The organism is Streptomyces sp. NPDC053431, from assembly GCF_044544925.1.
GTDB lineage: Bacteria > Actinomycetota > Actinomycetes > Streptomycetales > Streptomycetaceae > Streptomyces.
The window spans coordinates 1,076,050-1,092,000 of the sequence record NZ_JBITXX010000001.1 but is presented as its reverse complement, the minus strand read 5'-3'; the positions used below and the strand labels follow the sequence as shown (position 1 = coordinate 1,092,000).

15 protein-coding genes are annotated in these 15,951 nt (G+C 74.8%); 4 read left to right on the top strand and 11 right to left on the bottom strand.

The window, feature by feature from the left end:
• The first annotated feature begins 19 nt into the window (after positions 1-19).
• Positions 20-1,774, top strand: coding sequence for a beta-galactosidase family protein (locus tag ACIGXE_RS04845; RefSeq protein WP_399743046.1), 1,755 nt, complete (start codon positions 20-22; stop codon positions 1,772-1,774).
• Positions 1,775-1,825: 51 nt separating this feature from the next.
• On the opposite strand, the gene ACIGXE_RS04840 is transcribed toward ACIGXE_RS04845, so the two are convergent.
• Positions 1,826-2,608 carry a S1 family peptidase gene (locus ACIGXE_RS04840; protein WP_399743043.1) on the bottom strand — a complete coding sequence of 261 codons (783 nt, stop codon included), beginning with the start codon at positions 2,606-2,608 and terminating at the stop codon, positions 1,826-1,828.
• Positions 2,609-2,791: 183 nt separating this feature from the next.
• On the opposite strand from ACIGXE_RS04840, the gene ACIGXE_RS04835 reads away from it, so the two are divergent.
• Positions 2,792-3,619, top strand: a complete 828-nt coding sequence (locus ACIGXE_RS04835) for a hypothetical protein (protein WP_399743779.1) — start codon at positions 2,792-2,794, stop codon at positions 3,617-3,619.
• A 55-nt stretch (positions 3,620-3,674) separates the two neighbouring features.
• Positions 3,675-5,174, top strand: a complete 1,500-nt coding sequence (locus ACIGXE_RS04830; protein WP_399743040.1) for an ankyrin repeat domain-containing protein — start codon at positions 3,675-3,677, stop codon at positions 5,172-5,174.
• A 178-nt stretch (positions 5,175-5,352) separates the two neighbouring features.
• Here ACIGXE_RS04830 and ACIGXE_RS04825 read toward each other — a convergent pair whose 3' ends face one another.
• The 5 genes from ACIGXE_RS04825 to hsaA are packed head-to-tail and all read right to left on the bottom strand — an operon-like array spanning position 5,353 to position 10,372.
• The gene (locus tag ACIGXE_RS04825) at positions 5,353-6,996 is read right to left on the bottom strand and encodes an FAD-dependent oxidoreductase (protein ID WP_399743038.1); all 1,644 of its coding nucleotides are present in this window, start codon (positions 6,994-6,996) and stop codon (positions 5,353-5,355) included.
• A complete protein-coding gene (locus ACIGXE_RS04820; protein WP_399743035.1) occupies positions 6,993-7,451 on the bottom strand; it encodes a flavin reductase family protein in 459 nt (152 codons plus the stop codon). The genes ACIGXE_RS04825 and ACIGXE_RS04820 overlap by 4 nt, the downstream gene beginning before the upstream one ends.
• A complete protein-coding gene (locus ACIGXE_RS04815) occupies positions 7,439-8,335 on the bottom strand; it encodes a VOC family protein (RefSeq protein ID WP_399743032.1) in 897 nt (298 codons plus the stop codon). The genes ACIGXE_RS04820 and ACIGXE_RS04815 overlap by 13 nt, the downstream gene beginning before the upstream one ends.
• Before the next feature lie 10 nt (positions 8,336-8,345).
• Complete coding sequence (gene hsaD, locus ACIGXE_RS04810) at positions 8,346-9,200, bottom strand: 4,5:9,10-diseco-3-hydroxy-5,9,17-trioxoandrosta-1(10),2-diene-4-oate hydrolase (RefSeq protein ID WP_399743030.1); 855 nt, start codon at positions 9,198-9,200, stop codon at positions 8,346-8,348.
• Positions 9,197-10,372: a 3-hydroxy-9,10-secoandrosta-1,3,5(10)-triene-9,17-dione monooxygenase oxygenase subunit gene (gene hsaA, locus ACIGXE_RS04805; RefSeq protein ID WP_399743027.1), complete on the bottom strand. Its 1,176-nt coding sequence runs from the start codon at positions 10,370-10,372 to the stop codon at positions 9,197-9,199. The genes hsaD and hsaA overlap by 4 nt, the downstream gene beginning before the upstream one ends.
• A gap of 230 nt (positions 10,373-10,602) precedes the next feature.
• On the opposite strand from hsaA, the gene ACIGXE_RS04800 reads away from it, so the two are divergent.
• Positions 10,603-11,493, top strand: a complete 891-nt coding sequence (locus ACIGXE_RS04800; protein ID WP_399743024.1) for an IclR family transcriptional regulator — start codon at positions 10,603-10,605, stop codon at positions 11,491-11,493.
• Between the two features lie 81 nt (positions 11,494-11,574).
• On the opposite strand, the gene ACIGXE_RS04795 is transcribed toward ACIGXE_RS04800, so the two are convergent.
• The 5 genes from ACIGXE_RS04795 to ACIGXE_RS04775 all read right to left on the bottom strand — a co-directional run bounded on the left by ACIGXE_RS04795 (position 11,575) and on the right by ACIGXE_RS04775 (position 15,946).
• Entirely contained in the window at positions 11,575-12,573 is a 999-nt protein-coding gene (locus ACIGXE_RS04795) for a 2Fe-2S iron-sulfur cluster-binding protein (RefSeq protein WP_399743021.1), read from the bottom strand.
• A complete protein-coding gene (locus tag ACIGXE_RS04790; protein WP_399743018.1) occupies positions 12,563-12,793 on the bottom strand; it encodes a hypothetical protein in 231 nt (76 codons plus the stop codon). Before ACIGXE_RS04790 ends, ACIGXE_RS04795 begins: the two co-directional genes overlap by 11 nt.
• The gene (locus ACIGXE_RS04785) at positions 12,793-13,935 is read right to left on the bottom strand and encodes a Rieske 2Fe-2S domain-containing protein (protein ID WP_399743015.1); all 1,143 of its coding nucleotides are present in this window, start codon (positions 13,933-13,935) and stop codon (positions 12,793-12,795) included. Before ACIGXE_RS04785 ends, ACIGXE_RS04790 begins: the two co-directional genes overlap by 1 nt.
• Complete coding sequence (gene dmpG / locus ACIGXE_RS04780) at positions 13,935-14,957, bottom strand: 4-hydroxy-2-oxovalerate aldolase (protein ID WP_399743776.1); 1,023 nt, start codon at positions 14,955-14,957, stop codon at positions 13,935-13,937. Before dmpG ends, ACIGXE_RS04785 begins: the two co-directional genes overlap by 1 nt.
• Positions 14,958-15,052: 95 nt before the next feature.
• Positions 15,053-15,946, bottom strand: coding sequence for an acetaldehyde dehydrogenase (acetylating) (locus ACIGXE_RS04775; protein ID WP_399743013.1), 894 nt, complete (start codon positions 15,944-15,946; stop codon positions 15,053-15,055).
• Positions 15,947-15,951 lie beyond the last annotated feature (5 nt).

Here is a 15,951-nt window from a genome sequence, read left to right as displayed (position 1 = left end):
GAGGGTGAAGGTGAGGCGCATGAGCGAGTTCAGCCAGTTCGTGGTGGGTGACGAGGACTTCCTTCTCGACGGGCGGCCGGTGCGGCTGCTGTCGGGGGCGCTGCACTACTTCCGGGTGCACGAGGAGCAGTGGGAGCACCGGCTCGGGATGCTGCGGGCGATGGGCCTCAACTGTGTCGAGACCTATGTGCCGTGGAATCTGTACGAGCCGGAGCCGGGCCGGTACGGGGACGTGGCGGCGCTCGGCCGGTTCCTCGACGCGGTGGCGCGGGCCGGGCTGTGGGCGATCGTGCGCCCGGGGCCGTACATCTGCGCAGAGTGGGAGAACGGGGGGCTGCCGCACTGGCTGACGGGGCGGCTCGGGCGGCGGGTGCGGACGGACGACGCCGCGTACCTGGGGCACGTGGACCGCTGGTTCCGGCGGCTGCTGCCGCAGGTCGTGGAGCGGCAGGTCGGGCGGGGCGGTCCGGTGCTGATGGTGCAGGTGGAGAACGAGTACGGCAGCTACGGCACGGACGCCGGGTATCTGCGGCGCGTGGCGGAGCTGCTGGTGGCGTGCGGGGTGGAGGTGCCGCTGTTCACCTCGGACGGCGCGGAGGACCACATGCTGACGGGCGGTTCGGTGCCGGGGGTGCTGGCGACGGCGAACTTCGGCTCGGGGGCGCGGGAGGCGTTCGAGGTGCTGCGGCGGCACCGGCCGACGGGGCCGCTGATGTGCATGGAGTTCTGGTGCGGCTGGTTCGACCACTGGGGGGCGGACCACGTGGGGCGGGACGCGGCGGACGCGGCGGCGACGCTGCGGGAGATCCTGGAGTGCGGGGCGTCGGTCAACGTCTACATGGCGCACGGCGGGACGAGCTTCGCCGGCTGGGCGGGCGCGAACCGGGCGGGCCGGCTGCACGGCGGGGCGCTGCGGCCGACGGTGACCTCGTACGACTACGACGCGCCGGTGGACGAGGCGGGGCTGCCGACGGAGAAGTTCTGGCGCTTCCGTGAGGTGCTGGCGGAGTTCGCGGAGGGGCCGCTGCCGGAGGTGCCGGAGCCGCCGGCGCGGATCGGGGCGCCGGTGGCGGGCGTGGTGGCGGAGTGGGCGCCGCTGGCGGAGGTCCTGGAGGCGCTCGGTGACGAGGAGTCGGACACGCCGCTGCCGCCGTCGTTCGAGGAGCTGGGGGTGGACCGGGGTCTGGTCCGCTACCGGCTGGAGGTGCCGGGGCCGCGGCAGCCGTATCCGCTGGCGGTGTCGGGGCTGCGGGACCGGGCGACGGTGTACGTGGACGGGGTGTTCGCGGGGGTGCTGGAGGCGGAGGAGGCGGAGCTTCCGGAGCCGGTGGCGGGGCCGGCGGTGGTCGAGCTGTGGGTGGAGTCCCTGGGCCGGGTCAACTACGGGCCGCGGCTCGCGGAGCCGAAGGGCGTGACGGGCGGGGTGCGGCACGAGCGTCAGTTTCTGCACGGGGTGCGGGCGCGGGGCCTGCGGCTCGACGCGTTCGAGGCGGCGGCGGTGGCGAAGGTGCCGTGCGGTCCCGTGCCGGAGGGCGCCGGGCCGGGGCTCTACCGGGGCTCGGTGGCGGTCGGGTCGCCGGGGGACGCGGCCCTGCGGCTGCCGGGATGGACCCGCGGCTTCGTGTGGGTCAACGGCTTCTGCCTGGGGCGCTACTGGAGCGCGGGCCCGCAGGAGTCGCTGTTCGTGCCGGGCCCGGTGCTGCGGGAGGGCGCGAACGAGGTGTGGCTCCTGGAGCTGGCGGGCGGGCCGGGGGGACCGGTCGAGCTCGCCTGAACGGGGGGTGCCCGGAGCCGTCCGGCCCGGGCACCCGTACGCCGGTCGCCGTTACAGCGTGGCCGCCGCGCTCTTGATCGCGGCGGCGAAGGTCGAGACCTCGGTGTAGACGCCGGGGTAGCCGGCGCGGGCGCAGCCCTCGCCCCAGCTCACGATGCCGACCTGGATCCAGGCACCGCTGTCGTCCTTGCGGAACATGGGGCCGCCGGAGTCGCCCTGGCAGGTGTCGACGCCGCCCTGGTCGAAGCCGGCGCAGATCTCCTCGCTCGGGACGAGGGAGCTGCCGTACGCGGACTGGCAGGCGGCGTCCGAGACGAACGGGACGGTGGCCTTGCGCAGGTACCGCTGCTGGCCGCCGCCCTCGCGGGTGGCGCCCCAGCCGGCCACGGTGAAGGTGCCGCTGTTGTACGCGGTGGTCTCGGCGATCTTCAGGTTCGGCAGGCCGGTGATGGGCGAGGCGAGCTTGATGAGGGCCCAGTCCTTGCCCTGTCCGTTGTAGCCGGGGGCCTGGTAGACCTTGGTGGACCTGACCTTGATGGCGCTGCTCGACTGGAGGTCGACGACTCCGGCGGTGGCGGTGATGCCGGTGTTGGCGCCGGAGCCGCTCACGCAGTGCGCGGCGGTGAGGACGACCTGAGGGGTGATCAGGGAGCCGCCGCAGCCCATGGAGAGCCTGACCATCCAGGGGAACTCCCCCTGGGCGGCGCGGGTGCCGCCGACGACCGGTGCGGGCGCGGCGGAGGCGGTGGTGGGCTGGAGGCTGACGGCCGCGAGAACGACGGCGCCGGCGGCGGCGAGTTTCTGCAGGGCACGAACGAGTCTGTTCTTCTGCATAGGACTGCCTTCTTTCATGGGGGGTTGATCTTGATGGCATGTGCCCGTCAAGACGTGTCGGGATTATGAACAGCGCCCAACAGGCGTCACAAGAAGGCCTTTTCGGCCATATGGGGGACGTCCTGGGAGCGGCGGGAGACCGCCCGTACCCTGGACGGCAGGGGGTGGTCCGGCGTGCCGTACGTGTCGCACAGCGATGAAGTCTCCCCGGTGATCCACGGGTTCCCGCACCTCGACACGGTCCGTGCCTCGATCGCCGCGCTCTACCGGCGCCTTTCCCCGGACGGCGTACGGCGCTACGGGACGAGCGTCCCGGCGGGGGACGTGGTCGTCGACGACGCCGACGGAGGGCTCCACCTCGGCGCCCAGCGGGCGGCCCGCGCCCTCGTCCGGCACCTGCGGCTGCCGGACGCCCGGATGGTGGTGGGCTTCCGGACGATGGAGCACGCGGCGAGCGTCGAGCTGTCCGCGGGCCCCGAGTACTTCGTCGAGCTGAACGACCGCTTCCGCACCCACCGGCGCGACATCGGCGCGGCCCTCGCGCACGAGATCACCCACGTGCTGCTGCACCGCCTCGGCCTCGCCTTCCCCACGACGGCCCGGAACGAGATCCTCACCGACGTCGTCACCACCTACCTCGGCGCGGGCTGGCTGCTCCTCGACGCCTTCCGGCAGGACGGCGTCTCCCACCAGAAGCTCGGCTATCTGACGCCGGAGGAGTTCGGCTACGTGCTGGCCAAGCGGGCCGAGGTCTTCGACGAGGACCCCTCGCCGTGGTTCACCAGCGCGGTGGCCTACGAGGCCTGGGTACGGGGCCGGGCCGAGGCCGCCCGCGACTGGCGCCGCCCGCCGCTCGCCGGCGCCGGCTGGGCCGCCCGCCGCCGCGCCCGCGCCACCGGCGACGGCGTCTTCCCCTGCCCGGTCTGCGGACAGCGGCTGCGGGTGGCACGGGAGCGCCGGGTGAAGGCGCGGTGCGGGGTGTGCCGGACGGTCCTGGACTGCGCGCCGTAACTCCCCGCGCGGAATGGGTTTGCGCCGTTCGGGCGCTCCGGGTGAGGGTCGGCGCATGAGCAAGCTGTTCGACGCGCTGGTGGACGAGGACGACGACGGGGTGGTCCGGGCCCTGCGGGAGGGGGCCGACCCGGAGGGACGGGACGACGGGGAGACACCGCTGTACCGGGCCGCCGTCGGGAACCGCCCGGTGGCGGTCCGCGTGCTGCTCGCGGCGGGTGCGGACCCCGCGCGGCCGAGCGGTGCGGACGACGGCGACCTGCCGCTGTGCGGGGCCGCGTGCGGCGGCCACACCGAGGTCGTACGGGCGCTGCTCGCGGCCGGCGCGGAGCCGGACCAGGAGGAGGCCTACGGGTTCACCGCCCTGGCCTGGGCGGTGCGACTCGGCCACACCGGGGTGGCGCGGGCGCTGCTCGAGGCGGGCGCGGCGCCCGACCGGCCGGGCCCCGACGGGCTCCCGCCGCTCGTCGCCGCCGCCCGGCGCGGCTCGGCCTCCCTCGTCCGGGTCCTGCTCGACCACGGCGCGGGGCACCACGAGGAGGCGCTCGACGAGGCCCGGCGGTGGATCGGCGTCGACATGGCGGGCGTGCTGCGGCGCGGGCTCGTCGAGAGCGGCGGCGTCGCGGAGACGTACGAGGCGGTGGTGCGGCGCGTCCCCGAGGACGGCGGCGTCACCGTGGTCGTCGAGCTGCTCCGCGAGAACGGCGCCCCGAGCCGCGGCGACGAACGCCAGACCGGGCACGCCGCGATCGCCACCCTCCTGGAGGGCGCTCTCGGGATCCGCGTCCCGCCGGAGGAGCTGGCCGGGCGGGCGCTGCGCTGCGGCGACCCCGAACAGGACGACTGGACCACGGCCGTCGCGGCCCTCGTGGACCGCGCCGACGAGACCGTGTCCGCCACCGCCGCCGCCTGGTGCGCCCACCCGGAACCCCTGCGCCGCGCCCTCGGCGCCCACGTCCTGGGCGCCCTCCCGGAGGGGAGGTCTCGCGCGGTGCCGATCCTGCGCCGCCTGGCGTCGGAGTGCGCCACGGCGGACCCGGCGGGGCTCGCGGAGCGGGTGGGGGCCCGTGAGCCCGCACTGTCCGTCGCCGACGCGCTCGGGCGGTGCGGGGACGCGAGCGCCGTGGGCGAGCTGCTCGGGCTCGCCGCGCATCCCGTGGCGCGGGTGCGGCAGCAGGTGGCCGCGGCGCTCGCCGGCCTCGTACCGGCCGGGCACGCGGAGGCGGTCCGCGTGCTCGTGGCCCTCAGCCGGGACACCGACGCGCGGGTGCGGGACTGGGCGGCGCTCGCCCTCGGCGAGCTGCCCGACGACACCCCGTCGGTCCGTGAGGCGCTGGCCGCCCGGCTCGGCGACCCGGACCCGGAGACGGCCGCCGAGGCGGCCCGCGGCCTGGCGATCCGTCAGGATCCCCGGGCCGTCGAGGTGCTGGCCCGCATCCTCGCGGACGCCGCTCCCGACGACCCGGCCCGCGAGACGGCCCTGGCCGCCCTGGAGCACATCGCGGATCCGCGGATCAGGACCCGGCTGGAGTGGACGACGCCGCGGTGCCGCTAGTCCTGTCGTCGAACTCCCGTCGTCGCCCGGAGGGCGGGGCAGGCGGGAGTTCGACGACGGCCCAGGAGGTGGGGGGGACCTTCGGACCGGGCGGGAGGGCGCGGAGCCGGCCGGTCCGGACGGGCACGTCGTAGGGCGTGCATGGCGTCGCGGGCAGGCGGGAGTTCGACGACACGCCCTAGGAAGCGGCGCCCTCGGCCATCGTGTTGACCGCCGCCCACGCGAAGGCCATCGCCGGGCCGATCGTCGCGCCGGGGCCCGGGTAGGTCTCGCCCATCACGGCGGCCGAGCAGTTGCCCGCCGCGTACAGGCCGGGGACGGCGGCGCCGTCCTCGCGCAGGACCCGGGCGTCGGCGTCCGTCACCAGGCCGCCCTTGGTGCCGATGTCGCCGGGGTGGACGGGGATCGCGTAGAACGGGCCCTTCTCCAGCGGGGCCAGGTTGGGGTTGGGGAGGGTCGGGTCGCCGTAGTAGCGGTCGTAGACGGAGTCGCCGCGGCCGAAGTCCTCGTCGACGCCCCGCTCGGCGAAGGCGTTGAAGCGGGCGACGGTCGCCGGGAGCCGCGGCGCCTCGATCGCGCGGGCCAGTTCCTCGACCGTCCCGGCCCGGCGGACGAAGCCGTCCCAGCGCTTCGGGAAGGGCTGTCCGGGGAAGAGGCCGGCGAAGAGGTAACGGGCCTTGGAGCGGGCGTCGAGGACCAGCCAGGACGGCACGGTCGTCGCGCCGGGCCGGTCGCACGCGTACATCCGGTCCACGAAGGCGTGGTACGGCGCGGCCTCGTTCGCGTACCGCTCCCCCGCCGCGTTCACGATCACCATCCCCGGGATGCCCCGGTCGGCGACGAGGAAGAAGGGGCGCTCGCCCGGCGGGCACACCGACGGCGCGCCCCACACCCGGTCCAGCAGGTCGGTCGCCGCGCCGAGCTCCTCGCCGAGCCGCAGCGCGTCCCCGGTCTGCCCTTCGGAGGCGTGCGTCCAGGCGGTCGAGGTGGGTGCCGGGAGGTGCTTCTCGCGCAGGTCCTGGGCGTGCGAGAAGCCGCCGGAGGCGAGGACGACCCCGCGCCGGGCGCGCACGGTCCGTCCGTCGGCGAGCCGGACACCGGTCACCCGGCCGTCGTCCGCCGTGAGCAGTCCGGCGAGCGGCGCGGAGAGCCACAGGTCGCCGCCGAGTTCGTGCAGGGAGAGCCGCATCCGGGCGACCAGCGCCTCGCCGAGGGACAGCAGGGTGCGCCCCGTGAGCCGGGCGCCGACCGCACGGAGCCCGACCCGGAGGGCGGCCCGCCGCCCCGCCCAGGTGCGGGCGACCATGTTGAGGAAGCGGAAGTCGTACGAGGTCATGGTCAGCCCGTAGGTGGGCAGTCCGGCCCGGCGCAGGCCGGCCGCGAGCGGGCCCAGCCGCTTCAGGTCGAAGATCTCCGGCTCGATCGAGCGGCCCTGGGCCATGCCGCCGAGCGCTTCGGGGAAGTAGTCGGGGTAGCCGGGGGTGTGGCGGAAGCGGACCAGGGTGCGCTCGTGGAACTCCCGGACCATGCGCGGTCCGTGGCGCAGATAGGCCTCGGTGCGGGCGGCCGGGACCCGGTCGCCGACGGTGGCGTCGAGGTAGGCGCGGGCCTTCTCGTGGGTGTCGCCGAGCCCGGCCGCGTCGAGGAGCTGGTTGCCGGGCACCCAGATCGCCCCGCCGGACAGGGCGGTGGAGCCGCCGTAGCGGTCGGTCTTCTCGACGACGAGGACGGTGAGACCGCGCAGCCGGGCGGTGAGCGCGGCGGCGAACCCGGCGGCGCCGGAGCCGACGACCACGACGTCGTAGGTGGGCGTCCGGGTCACGGGAACACTCCCGTCGTGTAGTCGCTGCGGTAGGAGAGCAGGGGCAGGCCGTCCGGGCGGGCGTCGAGGCCGAGGACGCGGGCCGTGACGACGAGGTGGTCGCCCGCCTCGTGGACGGCGTGCACCGCGCAGTCGAGGGTCGCGAGCGCCCCGGGGACGTGGCAGGCGCCGTCGGGTCCGGCGGTCCGGTCGGCGTCCGCGAGCGGGTCGCCGCCGGCGGCGAGGGCCTGGTGTTCCTCGGCGAGCACCGAGACGCCGAACCGGCCGGCGCGCTCGACCTCCGGCCAGGCGGTGGAGGTGCGCGGGACGCAGAAGAGGACGAGCGGCGGGTCGAGGGAGAGGGAGGCGAAGGACCGGACGGTCAGTGCCGCCGGCCGCCCGCTTCCGGCGGTCCGCGCGGCCACGACCGCGACTCCGGTGGCGAAGTGCCCGAGGACGTCGGTCAGCCGTTCCACTGGTGGCCCCACAGGCTGTCGGAGGTGATCTCCTTCGTCGTCCAGGTGGCCGGGTCGACGAGCAGTCCGTCCCAGCCGTACTCGACCTGGAAGCCGCCGGGGGCCTGGGCGTAGAAGGAGAGCATGTGGTCGTTGGAGTGCCGGCCGAGGCTGGAGGCGATGGGGACGCCGGCGGCGTTCATCCGGTCCAGGCAGTAGCCGACGGCGTCGAGCGAGTCGGTCTCGACCATGAAGTGGACGATGCCGGGCGGCAGGGCGCCGGGGTAGAGGCCGAGGCTGTGGTGGCGGGCGTTGGGGCTGAGGAAGTTCATCCAGTGGAAGTCGCGGCCGGGTTCGCCGGTGGGCACGGCGACGGGCGGCAGCTTCATCCGGTCGCGCAGCTGGAAGCCGAGGAGGTGCTGGTAGAAGGCGACGGCGGCGTCCATGTCGGGTGCGGGCAGCACGACGTGGCCGAGGCCGAGGTGGTCGCCGGTGACGAAGCGGTTGCCGTACGGGGTGCCGAGCGGGGTGTGGTCCTGGGCCTGGCCCCAGTAGAGCTCCAGCGGGTTGCCGGCCGGGTCGTCGACGTGGATCAGGCCCTGGACGCGGCGCTCGGCGAGGGTGGCCTCGTCGGCCTGCTTCACCGGGAAGCCGTGCGACTCCAGTTCCTCGGCGGCCTCGGCGAGGGCGCGGGCGTCGGGCAGTTCGAAGCCGGCCGCGAGGAGGCGGTCGGCCGGGCCGGCGACGAAGGAGAAGCGGCGGATGCGGTCGTCGACGCGGGCGTGCAGGGTGGTGTCGGTGGAGTCCTGGCCTTCGACGAAGCCGAGGAGGTCGAGGGCGTAGCGGCGCCATGCGGGGAGATCGGCGGTCTCGATGCGGAGGTAGCCGAGCGAGCGGATGTCCATGGTGTGGTCCTCAGTTCGTGAAGAAGTCGAGGGCGAGGCGGTTGAACTCCGCGGCGGCCTCGGTCTGCGCCCAGTGCCCGCAGTGCGGGAAGACGTGCAGCCGGGCGTCGGGGATGGTGCGCAGCGCGAGCAGGGCGCCGTCGAGGGGGTTGGTGCGGTCCTCGCGGCCCCAGGTGAGCAGGGTGGGCCGGGTGATGCGGTGGGCCTCGCGCCAGACCTGGCTCTCCTCGGGCCAGCGGGCGAAGGCGGCGCCCATGCGGGCGGCGCCGAGCCGGGCCTCGGGGTCGACGGCCTGGGTGTAGCGCTCCTCGACGAAGGCGTCGGTGACGATCGCCGGGTCGTACGCCATGGTGAGGAGGAAGTCGCGCATCTGCTCGCGGGTGGGCTCGGGCGAGGAGTTGAAGGCGAAGAGGCGCTTGATGCCTTCGGTGGGGTCGGGCGAGAAGAGGTTGACGGAGACTCCGCCCGGGCCCATGAGGAGCAGCCGGTCCACCTTGTCCGGGTGGGCGACGGCGAGCCGGGCGGCGGTGCCGCCGCCGAGCGAGTTGCCGACGAAGTGGGCCGTCGGGATGCCGAGTTCGTCCAAGAGGGCGGCGACCGCGGCGGCGCTGTAGGAGAAGTAGTCGCGGTCCGGCGCGGTCTTGTCGGAGCGCCCGAAGCAGGGCTGGTCGACGAGGAGGGTGCGGAAGCGGGCGGCGAAGACGGGCAGGTTGCCGCCGAAGTTGGACCAGGCGGAGGCGCCGGGGCCGCCGCCGTGCAGCATGATCACGGCGGGCGCGTCGGCGGGTCCGGCCTCGTGGTAGTGGAGGGTGAGGCCGCCGGCCTCGGCGGTCCTGGACGTGTCGTCGTAGCTGGGCGCGCTCACAGCATGGTGTCCTGGATGTCGAGGCCGAGGGCGGCCTGGCCGTAGAGGACGAGGGCCCGCTCGGGGTCGTTGGCGGCGTGGCCGCGGCCGGTGTGGACGTCGCGCCAGGCCCGCTGGACGGGGTTGTCGCCGGTGCGCATGGCGCCGCCGCCGGCGTTCTCCATGAGCAGGTCGACGGCGGCCACGGCGCGTTCGGTGGCGGCGACCTGGTCGCGGCGGGCGCGGGCGCGCAGTTCGGTGGGCAGTTCGGCGCCCTCGCGGGCGCGCCGGTACAGCTCGGTCATGTTGCGGGTGAGCTGGAGCCAGGCGGCGTCGATGTCGGAGGCGGCGCGGGCGATCCGTACCTGGGCGAAGGGGTCCTCGGCGACCTGCTGCCCGTAACTGACCCGGAAGCGCTCCCGGGTGGCGGCGACGTGTCCCTCCCAGGCGCCCTCGGCGATGCCGACGACCGGGGTGGAGATGGTGGTGGTGAAGACGGCGGCGTACGGGAGGCGGTAGAGCGGTTCGGGGTTGAGCCGCTGGCCGGGGGTGTCGAGCGCGGTGACCGGGCCGAAGCTCAGGGCGCGGTGCTCGGGCACGAACACGCCGTCGCAGACGATGTCGTGGGAGCCGGTGCCGCGCAGGCCGACGGTGTCCCAGACGGGGTCGATGGTGTAGTCGGTGCGCGGCACGAGGAAGGTGCGCATGTCGACGGGGCGTCCGTCGGCGTCGGTGACGAGGCCGCCGAGCAGGGCCCAGTCGGTGTGTTCGCAGCCGGAGGAGAAGTGCCAGCGGCCGCTGAGGGTGAAGCCGCCCTCGACCGGGGTGACCGTGCCGGTGGGGGCGTACGAGGAGCAGATCCGGGTGTCGGGGTCGGCGCCCCAGACCTCGTCCTGGGCCTTGGGGTCGTAGAGCGCGACGTGCCAGGGGTGCACGCCGACGACGGAGGCGACCCAGCCGGTGGAGCCGCAGGCCTTCGCGATCTCCTTGACGGCGGTGTAGAAGACGACGGGGTCGGCGGCGAATCCGCCGTGGGCGCGGGGCTGGAGCAGTCGGAAGAAGCCGGTTTCGGCGAGCTCGGCGACGGACTCGGCGGGCACGCGTCGCGCGGCCTCCGCGGCGGCGGCCCGCTCGCGCAGGGCCGGGGCGAGGGCGCGGACCGCCTCCACGACGGCTTCGGTGGCGTCGCTCATGTGTCCTCCCTGGGACTCCCTCGGGGTGGGGTGGGCTGGACCGTACGCGGTGCCGCGGCGGGGCCGGTACCGGGGGTTCCCGCTGAGCGGGAAGCCGTCCGCCGAGCCGCCGCCACACCGACCGCTTATACCTATTCGAAATAGTTCGTGCAGCCGTCTTCCGCCGCGCCGCCGGGCCGTGGCAGGGTCTGCGCCAACCACACGGACCCCGTCCCACCTGGGGAGGCCTCATGACCGCCGAGCTCGTCGGCCCCGCACCGGCCACGCCGTCCCTCCTCGACAAGGCGGCCCGGGTGCTCGCCGCCTTCGAGGGCGCCGAGCCCCGCCTCTCCCTCACCGAGGTCATCCGGCGCTCCGGCGTCCCCCGCTCCTCCGCCCACCGCATCCTCGACCAGCTGGTCCGGCTGCGCTGGCTCGACCGCGAGGGCCGCGACTACCGCATGGGCGTACGGATGCTGGAGCTCGGCGCGCTCGCCGCCCACCACAACCGGCTGCGCCGTGCCGCCCTCCCGCACCTGCACGCCCTGCACGAGTCCACCGGCCACCTCGTCCACCTGTCCGTCCTGGACGGCGGCGTCGACGGCGTCGACGGCGTTCTCTGCCTCGAACGCATCGGCGGCTCCGAGGACTCCGCCGTGCCCTCCCGGGCCGGCGGCCGGCTGCCCGCCCACTCCACCGCCTCCGGCAAGGCCCTGCTCGCCTTCGGCGACCCCGCCGCCCTCGGCCGGGTCCTCGCCCGCCGCCTGCGCCCGCTCACCCCGCGCACCCTGGTCGGCCCCGTCGCCCTGCGCTCCGAACTCGCCGCGGCCGCCGCGCGCGGCGCCGCCTTCGACCGCGAGGAGACCTACCGCGGCGTCTCCTGCGTCGCCGTCCCGCTGCGCGGCGCGGGCCGCGCGATCGCCGCCCTCTCCGTCTCCGGCCACGGCCTCCACCGCGACCTCGACCGGCTCGTCCCGACGGTCGCCGCCCGCGCGCGGGCGATCTGGCACGACCTGCACGGCCCCGGCCGGCGGACGGAACCGCGCGCGACGGCGGACCGCGGGCCGGCGGCGCGCGGGCGGGTCTCGGAACGGGAGATGGAGTCGATGATGGGGTGGCTGCGGTTCAGCGACTGGATGTAGGCCGGCGCGGCTCCGCAGGCGGGACGCGGAAGGGGGCCCGGTGCCTTCACCGAGCCCCCTTGCGCGCCGTGCGGCGCCGTCTCAGTCGTACGTGACCTCGATCAGGTCGCCCACCGGCACCGCCTGACAGGCCAGTACGTAGCCCTCCGCCAGGTCCGTCGCGTCCAGGACCTCGTTGCGGGCCATCTTCGCCCCGCCCGCCGTGACCCGGCAGGCGCAGGCCGCGCACGCGCCCTCGCGGCAGGAGTACGGGGCGTCCACGCCGGCGGCGAGCAGGGCGTCGAGGAGCGGGGTGGTGGGGCCGCCGGTGACGGTGTGGGCGGCGCCGTCGAGGCGCACCTGCGCGGTCCAGGCGTCATCCGGTGCGGCGGACACCGGGTCCGGCCCGGCGAACACGTCCGAGCTCAGCGAGAAGTACCGCTCGCGGTGGACCGTGCGCCCGCCCGCCGCCCGTAGCGCGGTCTCCGCCGCGTCCATCAGCGGGACCGGGCCGCACAGGTACGCGTCCCGGTCGGCGTGCGGGGCCAGGAGCGGGGCGAGGAGTTCGGGGGTGGGCAGACCCTGCAGGGACTCCAGCCAGTGCGTCAGGGTGAAGCGGCCCGGGAAGTCCTCGGCGAGCTCGCGCAGTTCGTCGCGGAAGATGACCGAGGCCTGGTCCCGGTTCGCGTACAGCAGCGCCACCCGCGCCCGTCCCGCGGCCAGCGCCGACTTGGCGACCGACACCACCGGGGTGATGCCGCTGCCGCCGGCCACGAGCAGCAGGTCGCGGTCGAGGCCGGTGGGGCCGAAGGTGCCGGCCGGCGGCAGCACCTCCAGCGTGTCGCCGACCGCCACCCGGTCGCAGATCCAGCCCGAACCGGTTCCGCCCGGCACCCGCTTCACGGTGATCCGCGGCGGCTCCCCGGTGTGCGGGGAGCTGGCCAGCGAATAGCAGCGGGCGCCGCCGCCGGGGATCCGTACCGTGAGGAACTGCCCCGGACGGTAGGCGAGTCCGTCCGCGCCGGGGTCGAGGACCAGCGAGACGGCGTCGGCGGTCTCGCGGACCGCCTCGACCACCCGGACCGTCCGGCTACCAGGCACCGGTCACCTCCAGCTCCCCCGCCGCGACGGCGGCGTCGATGCTGTCGCGGAGCGCGGCGCAGGCCCGTACCCGGGCGGACGGCTCGCCGGCCGCGACCCGGGCGGCGATGGCCGGGCAGACGGCGGCGGCCTCCTCGGTCCACTGCACCGCGGTGTGCGCCGGGCTGAACTTCACGCACAGCACCTGGTTGCCGCAGGCGCCGCACTCCACGGCGCGCATCAGGACCCGCTGCCCTGTCGGGCGGCGATGTTGGCGGCGACCTCGGCGTGCCAGGCCTCGTTGGCCCGGGTCGTGTCGATCTCGAACTCGAAGCGGCGCGTCATCTCGTCCTTGACGTCGGCGGCGTCGACGTAGAACTGCTCGTACCAGCGCCGGAGCTGGTAGACCGGCCCGTCCTCCTCGCTGAGCAGCGGGTTGTCGATGCGGGTCTTGTTGCGCCACACCTCGATGTCCTGCTCGAAGCCGACGGCGAGCCCGGTGGTGAACAGCCGCGCGGCCTCGTCGGCCTGCTGGTCGGTCATGCCGGGGAGCTTGCGCACGGTCGTGCCGTAGAGGAGGACGAAGCTGTCGGCGTCGACCGGGTAGTGGCAGTTGATGAGGACGCTCTCCATCTCGACGCCGCCGCCGATGTCGGACCAGACGCGGTCGATCATGTAGGAGGGGCCGTAGTAGGAGGCGTCGGAGCGCAGCGGGGCGCTGAGGTTGCCGAGGTCCCTGTCCTGGCGCGGGGTGGACTCCAGGTACTGGGTGGCGATGTGCCCGTCGAAGACGTTCCTGAAGTGGGTGGGGAAGGCGTAGTGCACGTAGTAGAAGTGCGCCATGTCCACGATGTTGTCGACGATCTCGCGGCAGTGGGAGCCGTCGACGAAGGCGGTCTTCCAGGACCAGTCGGACCACTCGCCGCTGTCCAGGCCCTCGATCTCCGGGATGGTGACCCCGGGCGGCGGCGGGTTGCCCTCCGGGTCGTGCCAGACGAAGAGCTGGCGGTTGCGCTCCAGGGTGAGCCAGGCGCGGGTGCGGGCCCGGGGCGGGACGCGGCGGGCGTACGGGATGCCGGCGCAGCGGCCGTCGCCGGACCAGCGCCAGTCGTGGAAGGGGCAGGCGACGGCGTCGCCCTTGACGGTGCCGTGGGCGAGGTTGCCGCCCATGTGGGGGCAGTAGGCGTTGAGGACGTGCAGTTCGCCGTCCTGTTCGCCCTGGAAGACCACGAGCTTGGTGCCGAAGGCGGCGATCTCGTGGGGCCGGCCGTCCCTGAAGTCGGCGGCGAGGCCGAGGCAGTGCCAGCCGCGGGCGTAGCGGGCGGGGAGCGCGGCGGCCTCGATGACGCGGGGACCGTCGCCGGGAGCGCTGTCGATGGTCATCACACCTCCTGGGTGCGTGCGGTGGCGGACTGGGCGGCGAGTTCGACGGCGATGTCGATGAGCTGGTCCTCCTGGCCGCCGACCAGGCGCCGCTGTCCGGCGCGCAGCAGGATCTCCGCGCCGGACACCCCGTAGCGCTCGGCCTGCCGGTAGGCGTGCTTGAGGAAGCTGGAGTAGACGCCGGCGTGGCCCATGAGCAGGGCGAGCCGGTCGAGGCGGCACTCCTCGTCCATGATCGGCCGGACGACGTCCTCGGCCGCGTCGACGATCTTCAGGACGTCGATGCCGGTGCGGATGCCCATCTTGTGGCAGACGGCGACGAGGGCCTCGACGGCGGTGTTGCCGGCGCCCGCGCCGAGGCGCCGGGTGGAGCCGTCGATCTGGCGGGCGCCGGCCCTGACGGCGGCGATGGAGTTGCCGGTGCCGAGGGCGAGGTTCTCGTGGCCGTGGAAGCCGACCTGGGCGTCGTCGCCGAGTTCGGCGACGAGGGCGGCGACCCGGTCGGCGGTCTCGTCCATGACGAGGGCGCCGGCGGAGTCGACGACGTAGACGCACTGGCAGCCGGCGTCGGCCATGATCCGGCCCTGGCGGGCGAGGTTCTCGGGGCTGGTGGAGTGGGCCATCATCAGGAAGCCGACGGTCTCCAGGCCCATCTCGCGGGCGAGGCCGAAGTGCTGGACGGAGATGTCGGCCTCGGTGCAGTGGGTGGCGATGCGGCAGATCCGGGCGCCGTTGGCGTGGGCGGCCCGGATATCGTCCTTGACCCCGAGGCCGGGCAGCATGAGGAAGGCGATCCTGGCGCGCCGGGCGGTGGCGACGGCGGTCTTGATCAGCTCCTGCTCGGGCGTCCGGGAGAAGCCGTAGGTGAAGGAGGACCCGCCGAGCCCGTCGCCGTGCGCAACCTCGATCACGGGCACGCCGGCCTCGTCCAGGGCGCCGACGACCGCCCGGACGTCCTCGGGTGTGAACCGGTGGCGCTTGGCGTGGGAGCCGTCGCGGAGGGAGGTGTCGGTGATGCGGATGGCGGTGGGCGGGGCGGCCGCGGTCCGCGCGGGGGCCGACCGGTCGCCGGTCTCCCGGGGGTCGTGCGCGTGGGTCTCGCTCGCCTGGGTGTCGGTCACTTCGCGCGCTCCTTGGCGAACTCCTCGCCGACCTTGGTGGCGGCGGCGGTCATGATGTCGAGGTTTCCGGCGTACGGCGGGAGGTAGTCCCCGGCGCCCTCGACCTCCAGGAAGATCGCGACCCGGGCCATGCCGCCGTTGACGTCGGACGGGTCGTCGAACTGCGGCTCCGCGCGCAGCCGGTAGCCGGGCACGTACGCCCGTACGTCCTCCGCCGTCTGCTTGACGGACGCGGCGACCGCCTCGCGGTCGGCGTCCTCGGGGATCGCGCAGAAGACGGTGTCGCGCATGATGACCGGCGGCTCGGCGGGGTTGAGGATGATGATCGCCTTGCCGCGGGCGGCGCCGCCGATGGTCTCGATGCCGCGGGCGGTGGTCCGGGTGAACTCGTCGATGTTGGCGCGGGTCCCGGGTCCGGCGGAGAGCGAGGCCACGGAGGCCACGATCTCGGCGTACGGGACGGGGACGACGCGGGAGACGGCGTGCACCATCGGGATGGTGGCCTGACCGCCGCAGGTGATCAGGTTGACGTTCGGCGCGTCGTGGTGCTCGGTCAGGTTCACCGGCGGGACGACGGCCGGGCCGACGGCGGCGGGGGTGAGGTCGATCGCGCGGATGCCGAGCTCGGCGTAGCGGGGGGCGTTGGCGCGGTGGACGGCGGCGGAGGTCGCCTCGAAGACGAGGTCGGGCAGCTCGGCGCGGGCCAGGAGCGGGTTCACGCCCTCGTGACCGGTCTCCAGGCCGAGGCGGCGGGCCCGGGCGAGTCCTTCGCTGTCCGGGTCGACGCCGATCATCCAGCGGGGCTCGATGTGCGGGGAGCGGAGGAGTTTGTACAGCAGGTCGGTGCCGATGTTGCCGGAGCCGACGATGGCGGCGGTGAGCGTGGTCATCGTTC

What these genes read in the sequence shown, in the direction of transcription:
- ACIGXE_RS04845 (WP_399743046.1), top strand. Translation starts at nt 20, where the DNA reads ATGAGCGAGTTCAGCCAGTTCGTGGTGGGTGACGAGGACTTCCTTCTC.
- ACIGXE_RS04840 (WP_399743043.1), bottom strand. Translation starts at nt 2,608, where the DNA reads ATGCAGAAGAACAGACTCGTTCGTGCCCTGCAGAAACTCGCCGCCGCC.
- ACIGXE_RS04830 (WP_399743040.1), top strand. Translation starts at nt 3,675, where the DNA reads ATGAGCAAGCTGTTCGACGCGCTGGTGGACGAGGACGACGACGGGGTG.
- ACIGXE_RS04815 (WP_399743032.1), bottom strand. Translation starts at nt 8,335, where the DNA reads ATGGACATCCGCTCGCTCGGCTACCTCCGCATCGAGACCGCCGATCTC.
- hsaA (WP_399743027.1), bottom strand. Translation starts at nt 10,372, where the DNA reads ATGAGCGACGCCACCGAAGCCGTCGTGGAGGCGGTCCGCGCCCTCGCC.
- ACIGXE_RS04800 (WP_399743024.1), top strand. Translation starts at nt 10,603, where the DNA reads ATGACCGCCGAGCTCGTCGGCCCCGCACCGGCCACGCCGTCCCTCCTC.
- ACIGXE_RS04790 (WP_399743018.1), bottom strand. Translation starts at nt 12,793, where the DNA reads ATGCGCGCCGTGGAGTGCGGCGCCTGCGGCAACCAGGTGCTGTGCGTG.
- ACIGXE_RS04785 (WP_399743015.1), bottom strand. Translation starts at nt 13,935, where the DNA reads ATGACCATCGACAGCGCTCCCGGCGACGGTCCCCGCGTCATCGAGGCC.
- ACIGXE_RS04775 (WP_399743013.1), bottom strand. Translation starts at nt 15,946, where the DNA reads ATGACCACGCTCACCGCCGCCATCGTCGGCTCCGGCAACATCGGCACC.